Genomic DNA, 13,939 nt, shown 5'->3' on the forward strand with positions numbered 1-13,939 from the left:
AGAGACAGGGCGATGAACACTCAATGGCGTTACTGCCCGGTTGCGCTGGCACTGATGGCAACGCTCTGGCCACTCGCTGGCTGGGGCGAAAGCTACTTTAACCCGGCGTTTCTCTCCGATGACACGGCGAACGTGGCGGATTTGTCGCGTTTTGAAAAAGGCCACCAGCAGGCACCGGGCGTCTATCGCGTCGATATCTGGCGTAACGATGAGTTTATCGGCACGCAGGACGTGCGGTTTGAGCAAGCTGACAACACGCCGCCGGTCGCGGGCGGTTTGTCGCCGTGCATTACGCGCGCGATGCTCGATCGCTTTGGGGTCAATATCGCCGCCTTCCCGGAACTGAGCAACGTGCAGGGCGATACCTGCGTTCCGCTCACCACGGCTATTCCGGGCAGCGAAACGGCGTTCAACTTCGCCTCGTTGCGCCTGAACGTCAGCCTGCCTCAGGTGGCGATGCAAAACAGCGCCCGCGGGTATATTCCGCCTGAACAGTGGGATGAAGGCATCCCCGCCGCGCTGCTGAACTACAGCTTTACCGGCAACCGGGGCAGCGACGACGACAGCTACTATCTGAACCTGCAAAGCGGGTTGAACTATGGCGCCTGGCGATTACGCAATAACGGCGCGTGGCGTTATACCGAAAGCAACGGCCAGCGGCACAGCAGCTGGCAAAATATTGGTACCTGGGCGCAGCGTACGATCATCCCGCTGAAAAGCGAGCTGGTGCTTGGCGACAGCAACACCGGTAACGATGTCTTCGACAGCGTTGGTTTTCGCGGTGGTCGCCTCTATTCGTCCGACAGTATGTACCCGGACAGCCTGCAAGGTTACGCGCCTACCGTGCGCGGAATCGCCCGCACCCCTGCCAAAGTGGTGATCCGCCAGAACGGATACGTGATTTACCAGAGCTATGTGCAGCCGGGGGCTTTTGCGATAACTGATCTTAACCCGACCTCCTCAAGCGGTGACCTGGAGGTGACGGTGGAAGAGAAGGACGGCAGCCAGCAGCGCTACACCGTCCCGTATTCCACCGTTCCGCTGCTCCAGCGTGAAGGACGCTGGAAATACGATCTGGTGGCAGGGGACTATCGCAGCGGCAACAGCGAGCAGGACACGCCGTTCTTTACTCAGGGTACGATGATTGCGGGTCTTGCCGACGGCTACACGCTGTACGGCGGAACGCAGCTGGCCTCGCGCTATACTGCCATCGCTATTGGCGCGGGTAAAAACCTCGGTGACTGGGGGGCGGTTTCACTTGATCTCACCCATGCCCGCAGCCAGCTTGCCGATGACAGCCGCCATGAAGGGCAGTCCCTGCGGTTCCTGTACGCAAAATCCCTTAACGGATTCGGCACCAACTTCCAGCTGCTGGGCTATCGCTACTCGACCAAAGGCTTCTACACCCTCGACGATGTGGCCTGGCGCACAATGGAAGGCTACCAGTATGGCGACGATCAGGACGATGACGGCGTGCCGGACGTGCAGAGCTATCACAACCTGACGCTGAATAAAAAAGGGCGTTTCCAGCTCAATATCTCCCAGTCTCTCGGCGATTACGGCTCGGTGTACGTGTCGGGCAGCCAGCAGAGTTACTGGGGCACCAGCGAATCCAACGTCTGGTATCAGCTTGGCTACGCGGGCGGGGTGAAAGGGGTCAGCTACGCCTTATCCTGGTCGTGGAACAAGGCCGTCGGCATTGACGGAACCGACCGGATCGCCTCGTTCAACGTCTCCGTCCCGTTCAGCCTGTTCACCCGTCACGGCTACCGTCGCGATAACGCGATCGACCGGGCCTATGCCACAGCCTCTGCCAGCCGTAACAGCGATGGTGATACCAGCTGGCAGACCGGGATCAGCGGAACGCTGCTCCAGGATCGTAACCTGAACTACAGCGTCACGCAGGGTCACACCAGCAATAACGGTGCCAGCGGCAGCGCCAGCGCTAACTGGCAGGCGACGTACGGCACGCTGGGCGTGGGCTACAACTACGCCCGGGATCAGCACGACCTCAACTGGCAGCTCTCCGGCGGCGTGGTAGGGCATTCAGACGGCATCACATTCAGTCAGCCGCTGGGCGATACCAACGTCTTGATCAAAGCGCCGGGCGCGTCAGGCGTGAGCGTCGAAAACCAGACCGGCGTCAAAACAGACTGGCGTGGCTATGCGGTGATGCCGTACGCCACGGTGTACCGTTACAACCGCGTGGCGCTCGACACCAACACCATGAGCAACAACACCGACATTGAAAATAACGTTTCCAGTGTCGTGCCGACGAACGGTGCGCTGGTGCGCGCCAGTTTTGACACCCGCATCGGCGTGCGTGCGCTGCTCACCGTGAAGCGTGATAACCAGCCTGTACCGTTTGGGGCGGTGGTACGCGAGACGCAGAGCGGCGTAACCAGCATGGTGGGAGATGACGGTCAGATTTACCTGAGCGGGCTGCCGCTGAGCGGAGAACTGCTGATTCAGTGGGGAGACGGGAAACAGTCCCAGTGTCGTGCGCCCTACAGCCTGCCAGAACAAAGCCTGCAACAGGCGATCACACTTAAGGGGATCCGCTGTGAATAAAATCCATTATCTGGGGCTATCCCTGCTGGCGTTTTTTCCGCTATCTGAGGCCTTCGCCACGGTCTGCGTCAATGAAAATGGCGTGCCGACGGAGGTGTATTACGACCTGACGGATAAATTTAACAGCTCCAATAACCAGGTGGGGCAGATTGTCACGCTCAGCGAGAAGTCCCAGTGGGTGGGCGTCAACGCCGTCTGCCCTAAGGGAACGTCCGGGAACACCACCAAGCGCAGCTATGTTACCGATTTCCCTGTTACGGGCACCAGCGATGGCTACCAGTATCTGAAGCTAAACGACTATCTGGACGGGGCGATGAAAATTACCGACAGCTACGCTGGCACGTTTTATCCGCCCAAAAGCTACATCCAGATGGGGAGCCACCCGAATGTGTCTAAAAACAAACCGTTTGGCGTACAGGATTCCAGCCTCGTCTTCCGGCTTAAAGTGACCCGACGCTTTATCAATATGGTGGTGATCCCCCGGGCGACCATGTTCCGGGTTTACGTCACCACGACCTCCTCGGATCCGCTCACCACGCCGGTTTATACCATCAGCTACAGCGGGACTATTCAGGTGCCTCAGAGCTGTGAAATTAATGCCGGGAATGTGGTGGAGTTCGATTTCGGAGACATCGGCGCCTCCCTGTTCAGTAAAGCAGGCATCGGGAATAAGCCGGAGGGGATCTCAGCGCAAAGCAAAACCATCGGCATCAAATGCACCAACGTCGAGGCGAACGCCATGCTCACGATGCGTGTTGAAGCGGAGAAGGTTTCAGGCAGTGCGCTGGTTTCCGATAACGCGGATGTGGGTTTTGTGATTGCCAACAGTAATGGCGTGCCGCTGACGCCCAACAACCTGACCAGCAAAATCCCGTTCCGTCTGGACGACAGCGCTCAGGCGCAGGTGGGGATCCGCGCGTGGCCCGTCAGCGTAACCGGTAAAAAACCTGCCGAGGGGCGTTTTACCTCTCGCGGCTATTTACGCGTCGACTACGACTAAGGAGCAGGTATGCGAAACGGAATGCGGTATTTAGCCGTCGCGCTCTTTGCGCTTTGCTCCCCTGCACACGCAGAGACGGCGCTTGGGGAAATTAACATTCAGCTCTACGGCAATATCGTGGATTTTACCTGCGTGGCGGAGGGGGACGACAGCAATAAAACCGTCACGCTCGGCACCTGGCCCACGAAACAGCTTCGCACAACGGGGAGCCGGACGCAGCCTGTACCGTTCACCCTGAAGCTGACCGGATGTCCGCCGGGGGCGGCTTCGGTCACATTTACGGGGAAGATGGACGGGCATGATAATAGCCTGCTGGCGCTGAATGATGCCAGCGCGGCCAGCAACGTGGCCGTGGAGATCCTCGACCGGGATAAAACGCGCCTCGCGTTGCAGCAGACCAGCCAGACGGTGGCGGTAGATGCGCAGGGAAATGCCGAACTGTCGTTTTATGCCAATTATATCGCCACGGCGGATAACCCGCAGCCGGGACGGGCTGACGCCGATGCAACTTTCATGATTAATTATAATTAATCGTATCCACTCTCCCTGTAACGGTTATATGTTGCAGGGAGAGGGTAGGATTATAGTAATTCGTGCGCCTTCGCGTAATCAATTAATTCAACGATACTTTGCACGCCCAGCTTGGAAAAGATATTAGACTTATGGGCGCTAATTGTTTTGTTGCTAAGTAATAATTGATCCGCAATCTCCTTATTAGATAATCCGTTCGCCAGATATCGCAGAACCGTCACTTCACGATTTGATAATGGCATATCCACAGCGGCGCCCGTCCGCGAGCCCAGATGGTTTATAAAACTCAATGTTTCTGAGGGGAAGAAGGAATAGCCCGTCAGGATCATTTCCACCGCGTTATAAATTTCCCCCAGATCTTTTCGCTTACTGACAAAACCATTTGCCCCGGCGCGGATGGCGCGTCCTGCGTAGAAGGCTTCAGATTTCGAAGAGAGGAAAAGAACCTTAATGTCTTTATTTAAGTTCCTGATTCTTTTCAGTAATACGAACCCATCCGTGCCCGTCATTTCAATATCGAGAATGACCAGGTCAATGGGGTGGTTGCGTATACAGTCAAGCACCTCGTGGCTGTCGCCTGACTTCAGTTTGACCTGGATGTTTTTATTTTTCTGTAGCAGGACTTCTATCGACATTCTGACGATAGGGTGTTCGTCCATAATGATAACGGATGCCGGTTTCATTTTTTATGCCTCAGATTGTTAAAAGCGTTATGCTGAGTTTTGTTAAAACTCTCGAAAAGCCGGAAGGATAATTGCGCAGATCCTTGTACGGTAAATGTCCCTGGGAAGAGCGAAAGCATCCTTGTTTACGTAGTGGTGATATCAATGCCTCAGCGCAGTTATCTCATAAGGCTGGTTATGGCAAAATGATTTTTCTTATTCGCGTGTCAAACACGTCTTATTATACCGTTTAAGTATTGTCCGAAAAGCCTGTAAATTAATATCCATATATTGCTGATTATTATGTTCTGGATCTGAATCACTAACTTTTTAAAATTAGCAAAAATGTCCTGATATTGCATTTACCACACACTTTCATCTTTATGTAATAACAAAAAATAAACGATTTTACTGTATGTTAAATTAATGTTAACAGCGGGCAGACTGTGACAACCAACATCCCGCCTGCCTGCCATCCCTGAAATCCGCCATTTCGTGCGTCATCTCTCCGTTTCAAACGCCTCCTGGCAAATTGCCGTTCCCAACAACAGAACAGTACTATCTGCTGTTTTCTTCACCTCTCATCGCATTCTTTTACAGGTGAATCGCTTGTTTTTACACCATTATCATCCTGTTAACTGAAGCGCCAGAACCTTAAGGCATGGATAAAATCACTCTCGTTGAGCGTACCGGCAGCATTTCGCATGGTTTAAGACCTGGAATTAGGAATAGTTATAAAATCGAAAGTTTTGTTAAAAAACACAAAAATTTAACATACATCCTAAGTAATTTCCTAAAGGTCTTTAGGAATTAAGAAGTTACTGAATACGTTAATACGTGAAATCTGAGAGGTTGTTGAGAAGATGTAGCAACTCATGACGATGATTCAGCCCAAGTTTCGCCAGGATGCAGCTGAGACGGTAAATAATGCGGCTGTAGGGGCGGTTCTGTAACTGCGCGATCTGCCGCAAGGAGCTCCCCTGCGACAGCGCCTGTAAGATCGGCCATTCATCCCGTGAAAACCACTCTTTGCGGTTGCCGGCGGGTGACGGTGCTTCCAGCAAGGTTTGTTGCATAGCCAGCGCCGTTAGCTGGCGTTCAAGCACATGAAAAGGGCCAGCCGCTTTACAAAACAGGCGAGCATCATAATCATCGGCGCGGACGAGCAGGTAGGGTGTCAGGTAGGGGGCGAACAGGCTGTGGCGGCGTAATCGGTCCAGCAGGTCGATGAGCGGCGAGGCGCGGCTCTCAATGTCTATTACCAGACGCGATGAAGGCCAGTGATTTAAATCACTGAGGGCGGCTTCCAGCGTGGAATAGTCGCAGCAATTGCTCAGGGGCGACTGCCCGCTCAGTAAACCGGAACGGAAAAAATTATCCTGTGTGACCAGAATGATAAAGGGAGCATCGGTTTTGCGGGTCTGGTTGATTGACTGGCTCAAATATTCGAGACGATCAAAAAATGGGAGAGCAAAAGGCGAGTGCGTAGAACCCAGTGAATCACTTCCTGTCCGACGACGCCGGTAACGGCGCACTGTCATTCGCATAGCTTCCCTCTTGGCGATGACCGTTCAGTCCTCCTGCCATCTCCAGGATGGCCAATAATATCCCTGACCGAAGCGCGCGCCAGCATGAAGCGCGCAAGTACGGTCCCGTTCTGTTTCAATGCCTTCAATAAGCACATTCGCAGCGATTTTTGAACAAAGGGTGACCAGCTGTGTCAGCGCCTGCGTTTCACGTAAACGCCAGAAAGCGATCTTATCGATTTTTATTCCGCTTAATGGCAGGCGGCAGGATAAAAATGCTTGTCCTGACGCTTCATCAATATCATCCAGCCAGATCCGGTGTCCTCGCGCGGTCAACTGCTGAAGCGCACAACTCACCCTCAGACGCGCCGGGTCTGAGAGTGTAAAGAACGAGGCAGGCTCCACGAGTTCAATGTTCAGCGGTGGGCTGTTAAGTTGCAGTAAACGCTGGAACATTTCCGGTATGGTCAGAACGGTTATCGGCAAATTTATGAAAAGGTTGTCACAGGGGAAGGGGTTTTTTAACGCGGCGATCTGTGCTTCCAGCAGCATAAGCGCCCGGGCGGCGGACCAGTCCTGGAAAAAGCTTTCGTTTTGCTGATGCGGCGACAGCACGCTGAGCACTTCGGCCCCCACCGTGCGCGAAGATGAGAGGGCGACAATGGGTTCAAGCTTAATGCCTGTAATATCGTGTGAGATGTGCTGCACGCACGAGGGAAAACCTGTCTGGTCTGGCGCTGTCACTCCGTCGTCCTGTTCACTTCCAGCCTCCAGGCGGCCGGGTTACCGCTGGACAGTGTGAAGGTGAAGTAAACAGGAAAACAGCAGGCGTTACTTAAAAGCGGCTAAGCCTTTTCGCAGCCCGTAAAAGAGGGATAAATGTTGAAAAAACAGCCGTATTTACAATCAGCTAGTCATTATCGCCAGAGAAGGCGGAAAAGGCATTGACTCACTACGCATTGACCGTATAATTCCAGGCGTTTCACCACCGCGAAGTACACTCTTCTCCGTGCGCCCTTAGCTCAGTTGGATAGAGCAACGGCCTTCTAAGCCGTAGGTCGTAGGTTCGAATCCTACAGGGCGTGCCATTAAATTTCACAGATTGCCGCCTGCGCGACGTCCTGCTGATTTTCTCCATGAAATACCCCTCGCGAAAGTAGCGTTAACGCACATTTTTCACAGCACAATTGACTGTTATAACAGTATTTTTCTTACCCTATGGCAATTTTGCTATTCCTCTACCATGCTCATATCACCTCACTCTTACTCGTGGGGCTTTTCGTAGTTGCTGATTAATCTCAAGGAAAAAGGTTATGAAAAAAACGACTGCTATTTTGATGGGCGCTGCATTTCTGTTTACCACCAATACCTTTGCGGCTGAACTGCTGACGAAAAACGAGTTTGAGAAAGTGGAATCACAGTATGAAAAAATCGGTACGGTTAGCACTTCCAATGAAGTCTCGGTAGACGACGCGAAAAAAGAGCTGATCGAGAAAGCCGATAAAGAAGGTGCTGATGTTCTGGTGCTGACTTCCGGCAACACCAACAACAAAATTCACGGTACCGCCGATATTTTCAAGAAAAAATAATGCCTTAGCAACCACCCCTGTTTCGGGGTGGTTGCGCGCCATACCTCCCGCCAGCCTTGTTTCTTGTCTCTTCTCGCTCAGAGATGTCCGTTGACACTTGATTACGCATTCATAATGCGTATAGTTCTCATTTGCATTTCTTTTAATAACTTTTAAGGCCCGACAACGGGTCATTTTTGCGCGCACGTTAAGAGCTCATTATGAACAACACCACAATGCACAAAACGCTGCTGGCGATTGCCATCGGCGCGGTTACACACTCCGCTTTTGCGGCGGATGAGAAAAAAGAGGACACCATCGTGGTCCAGTCCACGGCGGGGAGTGATTTCAAACCCGGTGGTGACCAGCTGCTTCCAGCCTTCCTCGACGGCCAGGTGGCGAACGGCGGGCGCATGGGTATGCTCGGTCAGCAGAACGCCATGGACGTGCCGTTCAACATCATCAGCTACACCTCGAAGCTGGTGGAAGATCAGCAGGCAAAAACCATTGCTGACGTGGTTGCCAACGACGCGGGCGTGCAATTTGTTCAGGGTTACGGCAACAGCGCGGAAACCTTCCGCATTCGCGGCCTGAAGTTTGACGGCGACGATATGACCTTTGGCGGATTGTCCGGGGTGCTGCCGCGTCAGGTGGTGGATGCCCAGATGGTCGACCGCATCGAGATCTTCAAAGGGGCCAACTCCCTGATGAACGGTGCAGCAAGCTCCGGCGTGGGCGGGATGATCAACCTTGAGCCCAAACACGCGGGCGACACCCCGCAGGCGAAAGTGGGCGTTGACTACACCTCGGATTCCCAGATTGGCACCACGCTGGATGCGGGTCGTCGCTTTGGCGATAACGACCAGTTTGGCGCGCGCGTGAACCTCGTGCATCGCGAAGGGGAAACCGGCGTGCCGAACGACCGCCGCCGCACCACGCTGCTCTCCACCGGCCTGGATTACAAAGGCGACCGCTTCCGCACCTCGCTGGACCTGGGCTACCAGAAAAAAACCTTCCACGGCAGCCCAACCAGCGTCAACATCTCGGCGGTGGACTTTGTGCCTGAGCCGCCGAAGAACGATCGCAACTTCTCGCAGAAGTGGGCCTACAGCGATATCGAAAACGAGTTCGGGATGTGGCGCAGCGAGTATGACATCACCGATAGCTGGACGGCATATACCGGTCTCGGCGCGCAGCACGCGCACGAAGAAGGGATCTACAGCGCGCCGAAGCTCCTCGATAAGAGCGGTAATGCGACGGTCAGCCGCCTTGATACCAACCGCATCAGCGATTCCGTCAGCGGCATGGCGGGCATTCGCGGTAACTTTGACACCGGTTTTGTCTCGCACAAGGTCAACGTCGGGTATTCAGCGATGACCAAAAACGAAAAAATCGCGTGGAAAATGTCGGCGGCGGCGGATAATCCGACCACCAACATCTATCACAACACCGGCGTTGATATGCCGGACAGCACTAACTTCAACGGCTTAGGCGGGAAATACAGCGATCCGCTGACCAGCGGGCGCACCCGTACCCAGGGCTGGCTGCTGAGCGATACGCTGGGCGTACTGGACGACAAGCTGCTGTTCACCGCAGGCGCACGTCATCAGAAAGTTGTCATCCGCGGGTACAACAAAATCACCGGCGCGGAAAACGACGCGGACGGTTTCGACGGCAGCCGCTGGATGCCAACCTACGGCGTAGTCTATAAACCGTGGGAGGAAATTTCCCTCTACGCCAACCACACCGAGGCGTTACAGCCCGGTGAAACTGCGCCGAACACTGCTACTAACTACGGCCAGAGCACCGGTATCGTGCACTCTAAGCAGAACGAAGTGGGCGTAAAGGCGGACTTTGGCCGCGTGGGCGGCTCCCTGGCGCTGTTTGAGATCAAAATGCCGTCGGCGATCCTTGACGACAGCGGTCACTACGGCCTGGATGCAGAACAGCGTAACCGCGGCGTGGAGCTGAACGTCTTCGGCGAGCCAATGCTTGGGATGCGTCTGAATGCCAGCGCCACCTGGTTGCAGGCCGAGCTGACCAAAACCAAAAACGGCGTCAATCAGGGCAACGATGCGATCGGTATTCCGAGCTTCTACGCCGTGCTGGGCGCAGAGTACGATATCAAGCCGATTGAAGGCCTGACGGCGACCGCACGCGTTAACCACTCCGGCACGCAGTATGCCGATCTTGCGAACACCAAAAAGCTGGACAGCTACACCACGCTGGATCTGGGCATGCGCTATCGCTTCGCGGTGAACCACAATGAAAACCAGATGACCGTGCGGGCAGGCATCGACAACGTGACCAACGAGAACTACTGGTCAAGCGTGGACGATTCCGGTACTTACATCACTCAGGGCGAGCCGCGTACCTTTAAGGTCTCGGTTGGCTACGAGTTCTAAGCGTTCCACCTCGTTATCCGGGGCAGGGACGCCCCAATCCCTTCGTTGTCGTGTTATAAAATTGTAATAAAAGCTTCTTACACTGGTCGCCACATCCTTACCTCTTGGCCAATGACAGGAAGCCGCTATGGGCAGACCCCTCAAATCCGTATTTAAAAAAGAACATCGCGACGATATCAGTAACCGCAGCGCTAACCCGGTATTCTCCGAGGTTGCAGAGGTGTTCCTCTCCCGCCGCCGTTTTCTCCAGATGGGGGCCGTAGCGGGGGCCGCCGTATCATTCCCGTATCTGATCACACCCGAAAATGCCATTGCCGCGGTATCGAAGCCTTCCGCGCTGGCAAAAGCGGTTTCCCTGGGCTTTACCAGCATCGACGTCTCCACGGAAGACACGGTCAGGGTGCCAGAAGGCTATATTGCCCGCCCGTTCTATCGCTGGGGTGATCCGACGGGAATCAAAGACAACATGCCGGCATTTAAGCCGGACGCCAGTAATACCACAGACGAACAGGCTGTGCAGGCGGGCATGCACCACGACGGCATGGCGTGGTTTAGCCTGCCGCAGGGGGCGCAAAACCCGGAACATGGCCTGCTGGCGCTGAACCATGAATACATCGATAACGGGATGCTGTTTACCGACGGTACGGCGAACTGGAGCCTCGATAAAGCCCGCAAGGGGCAGAACGCGATGGGCGTGTCGGTGGTGGAAGTGAAAAAAACGGGCAGCGGCTGGGAGGTGGTGCGTCCGTCTTCCTTCGCCCGGCGTATTACCGTCAATACGCCGATGCAGCTTACCGGCCCGGCGCGGCATCAGGAGTTAATGAAAACCGCCGCCGATCCGCAGGGGGAACGCGTTCTGGGCACCATGCAGAACTGCGCCAACGGCCACACGCCGTGGGGCACCTATCTCACCTGCGAGGAGAACTGGTCGGACATTTTTGTGAAAAAAGCCGATCTCAATCCGCTGGAAAAACGCTACGGCATCAGCGACAGCGATGAGTCCTATCGCTGGAACGAGGTGGATGAGCGGTTTAGCGTCGATAAAACCCCTAACGAACCCAACCGTTTCGGCTGGGTGGTGGAGATCGATCCCTTCAACCCGACCTCCACCCCGCGCAAGCACACCGCGCTGGGCCGCTTCAAGCATGAGGGGGCCGCCGTCACGCTTGCCGCCGATAATCGCGTGGTGGTCTACATGGGCGACGACCAGAAGTTTGAGTACATCTATAAGTTTGTCTCCGACAAAAAATACGATCCCGCGAACCGGGAAGCCAATATGCAGCTGCTGACGTCCGGCACGCTGTACGTCGCCAGGTTCAACCAGGACGGAAGCGGCGACTGGCTGCCGCTGATCTTCGGGCAAAACGGCCTGGATAAAAGCAACGGGTTTGAAAGCCAGGGCGATCTGCTGATCAAAACCCGCCTGGCGGCCGACGCGGTGGGGGCAACGAAAATGGATCGTCCCGAGTGGATTGCCGTCGATCCGCACGCCAGCGGCAGCGTCTACTGTACGCTCACCAACAACAGCGATCGCGGTAAAGAGGGGAAGGCACCGGTCGATGCCGCTAACCCGCGCGCCAACAACGTGTTTGGTCACATCATGCACTGGCACGAAGAGGGTGCCGATCCTGCCGCCGCACGCTTTAAGTGGGATATTCTGGTTATGGCCGGGCGCACCGACGGCGACGATCCGAAGGCCAAAGGCTCCATGCAGGGCGCGGCATTCGGCAGCCCGGATGGGTTGTCGTTCGATCACCAGGGCGTCCTGTGGATCCAGACCGACGTCTCCTCCAGCACCATCAATAAGAAAGCGTACGAGGGGATGGGCAATAACCAGATGGTCGCCACCATTCCAGGCACCAACGAGTATCGCCGTTTCCTGACCGGGCCGCGCGGATGTGAAATCACCGGCATTGCGTTTACGCCGGACAACCGCACGCTGTTTATCAACATTCAGCATCCGGGGGAGGGCGGGGATGATATTACCGACCCGGCCAATCCGCGCGCTGTTTCCAACTGGCCAGACGCCAGCCCGAACGGGCGTCCGCGATCGTCAACGGTGGTGATTACCAAAGCGGACGGCGGGATCATCGGGTCGTGACGTTTATCCGCCGGGCGCATGCGCTGGCCCGGCGTTAAGCTTGCTACCACCAGCATGAAGTGTTAAAACGTGCCCCTTCTAAAAAAGAGACAGGGGTAGGGCGTGAAAGACGCGTCATCCGCTTCAGGCCATGGTAGCGCTGAAGCTTCGTCGGATCAGAGTCCGACGCTGCAACGTGGTTTGCAAAATCGACATATTCAGTTAATTGCCCTTGGCGGCGCGATCGGTACCGGGCTGTTTCTCGGCATCGGCCCCGCCATTCAAATGGCTGGCCCGGCGGTTCTGCTGGGTTACGCTATCGCCGGGATTATCGCCTTCCTGATCATGCGCCAGCTCGGCGAGATGGTCGTTGAAGAGCCGGTGTCCGGCTCCTTCGCACACTTTGCCTATAAATACTGGGGGCCGTTCGCAGGCTTCCTCTCCGGCTGGAACTACTGGGTGATGTTCGTGCTGGTGGGCATGGCAGAGCTGACCGCCGCCGGCATCTATATGCAGTACTGGCTCCCGGACGTGCCGACGTGGATTTGGGCCGCGGCCTTCTTCATCATCATTAACGCCGTTAACCTTGTGAACGTGCGCCTGTATGGCGAGACCGAGTTCTGGTTTGCGCTGATCAAGGTGCTGGCGATTATTGGCATGATCGGCTTTGGCCTGTGGCTGCTGTTCTCCGGTCACGGCGGCGAGCGTGCAAGCATCGACAACCTTTGGCAGCACGGCGGCTTTCTGGCGACCGGCTGGAAAGGGCTGATCCTCTCGCTGGCGGTCATTATGTTCTCCTTCGGCGGGCTGGAGCTGATTGGCATCACCGCAGCTGAAGCGCGCGATCCGCACAAAAGCATTCCGAAAGCGGTCAACCAGGTGGTGTACCGTATCCTGCTGTTCTATATCGGCTCGCTGGTGGTGCTGCTGGCGCTCTATCCGTGGGTAGAAGTGAAATCTGACAGTAGCCCGTTCGTGATGATTTTCCACGATTTGAACAGTAACGTGGTGGCTTCGGCGCTGAACTTCGTCATTCTCGTGGCGTCATTGTCGGTTTACAACAGCGGGGTTTACTCCAACAGCCGCATGCTGTTTGGCCTCTCCGTACAGGGCAACGCGCCGAAGTTCCTCACCCGCGTCAGCCGTCGCGGCGTGCCGATCAATTCGCTGTTCCTTTCTGGCGCTATCACCTCGCTGGTGGTGCTGATTAACTATCTGCTGCCGAAAGAGGCGTTTGGCCTGCTGATGGCGCTGGTTGTCGCCACGCTGCTGCTGAACTGGATCATGATCTGCCTGGCGCACCTTCGCTTCCGCGCGGCGATGCGACGCAAGGGGCGCGAGACGCAGTTTAAAGCGCTGCTCTATCCGGCGGGGAACTACCTCTGTATCGCCTTCCTCGGCCTGATTCTGGTGCTGATGTGCACCATGGATGAGATGCGCCTGTCAGCGATGCTGCTGCCGGTGTGGGTGGTGTTCCTGTTTATCGCATTTAAGCTTTCACGCAAAAAGTAGCGCGGTTTTCTCCCTCTCCCTGTGGGAGAGGGCCGGGGTGAGGGCACCAGACCGCACCAAACCAGACCGCACCCGCCTTCACGC

10 protein-coding genes and 1 tRNA gene are annotated in these 13,939 nt (G+C 55.6%); 8 read left to right on the forward strand and 3 right to left on the reverse strand.

From position 1 onward, the window contains the following. Window positions 1-12 precede the first annotated feature (12 nt). The 3 genes from ACWKXX_RS01180 to sfmF are packed head-to-tail and all read left to right on the forward strand — an operon-like array spanning window position 13 to window position 4,102. Window positions 13-2,571, forward strand: a complete 2,559-nt coding sequence (locus ACWKXX_RS01180) for a fimbrial biogenesis usher protein (protein ID WP_015571221.1) — start codon at window positions 13-15, stop codon at window positions 2,569-2,571. Continuing rightward, complete coding sequence (gene fimH, locus ACWKXX_RS01185; RefSeq protein WP_047063265.1) at window positions 2,564-3,571, forward strand: type 1 fimbria D-mannose specific adhesin FimH; 1,008 nt, start codon at window positions 2,564-2,566, stop codon at window positions 3,569-3,571. The genes ACWKXX_RS01180 and fimH overlap by 8 nt, the downstream gene beginning before the upstream one ends. A 9-nt stretch (window positions 3,572-3,580) precedes the next feature. Beyond that, complete coding sequence (gene sfmF, locus ACWKXX_RS01190; protein ID WP_017383239.1) at window positions 3,581-4,102, forward strand: fimbria assembly protein; 522 nt, start codon at window positions 3,581-3,583, stop codon at window positions 4,100-4,102. A 50-nt stretch (window positions 4,103-4,152) separates the two neighbouring features. Here the strand turns inward: sfmF and fimZ are convergent, their stop codons facing one another. The 3 genes from fimZ to ACWKXX_RS01205 all read right to left on the reverse strand — a co-directional run bounded on the left by fimZ (window position 4,153) and on the right by ACWKXX_RS01205 (window position 6,998). Then, window positions 4,153-4,785 (reverse strand): fimbria biosynthesis transcriptional regulator FimZ, encoded by a 633-nt coding sequence (gene fimZ, locus ACWKXX_RS01195; protein ID WP_003858901.1) that lies wholly within the window; start codon window positions 4,783-4,785, stop codon window positions 4,153-4,155. 809 nt (window positions 4,786-5,594) lie between these two features. Further along, the gene (locus ACWKXX_RS01200; protein WP_017383240.1) at window positions 5,595-6,311 is read right to left on the reverse strand and encodes a helix-turn-helix transcriptional regulator; all 717 of its coding nucleotides are present in this window, start codon (window positions 6,309-6,311) and stop codon (window positions 5,595-5,597) included. Window positions 6,312-6,335: 24 nt separating this feature from the next. After that, entirely contained in the window at window positions 6,336-6,998 is a 663-nt protein-coding gene (locus ACWKXX_RS01205) for an EAL domain-containing protein (protein ID WP_017383241.1), read from the reverse strand. Window positions 6,999-7,301: 303 nt separating this feature from the next. Between ACWKXX_RS01205 and ACWKXX_RS01210 the strand changes: the two genes are divergently transcribed. The 5 genes from ACWKXX_RS01210 (at window position 7,302) to pheP (ending at window position 13,855) form a co-directional block, all read left to right on the forward strand. Further along, window positions 7,302-7,378 (forward strand) — tRNA-Arg (locus tag ACWKXX_RS01210). Window positions 7,379-7,603: 225 nt separating this feature from the next. Further along, complete coding sequence (gene yahO / locus ACWKXX_RS01215; protein WP_015571217.1) at window positions 7,604-7,879, forward strand: DUF1471 family periplasmic protein YahO; 276 nt, start codon at window positions 7,604-7,606, stop codon at window positions 7,877-7,879. Window positions 7,880-8,079: 200 nt separating this feature from the next. Then, on the forward strand, window positions 8,080-10,263 hold the full coding sequence (locus tag ACWKXX_RS01220; protein WP_017382561.1) for a TonB-dependent receptor: 2,184 nt from the start codon (window positions 8,080-8,082) through the stop codon (window positions 10,261-10,263). 127 nt (window positions 10,264-10,390) lie between these two features. After that, on the forward strand, window positions 10,391-12,364 hold the full coding sequence (locus ACWKXX_RS01225) for a PhoX family protein (protein WP_045348589.1): 1,974 nt from the start codon (window positions 10,391-10,393) through the stop codon (window positions 12,362-12,364). 102 nt (window positions 12,365-12,466) lie between these two features. After that, window positions 12,467-13,855, forward strand: a complete 1,389-nt coding sequence (gene pheP / locus ACWKXX_RS01230; RefSeq protein WP_017382559.1) for a phenylalanine transporter — start codon at window positions 12,467-12,469, stop codon at window positions 13,853-13,855. Window positions 13,856-13,939: the final 84 nt, after the last annotated feature.

Source organism: Enterobacter sp. UPMP2061 (assembly GCF_053709615.1).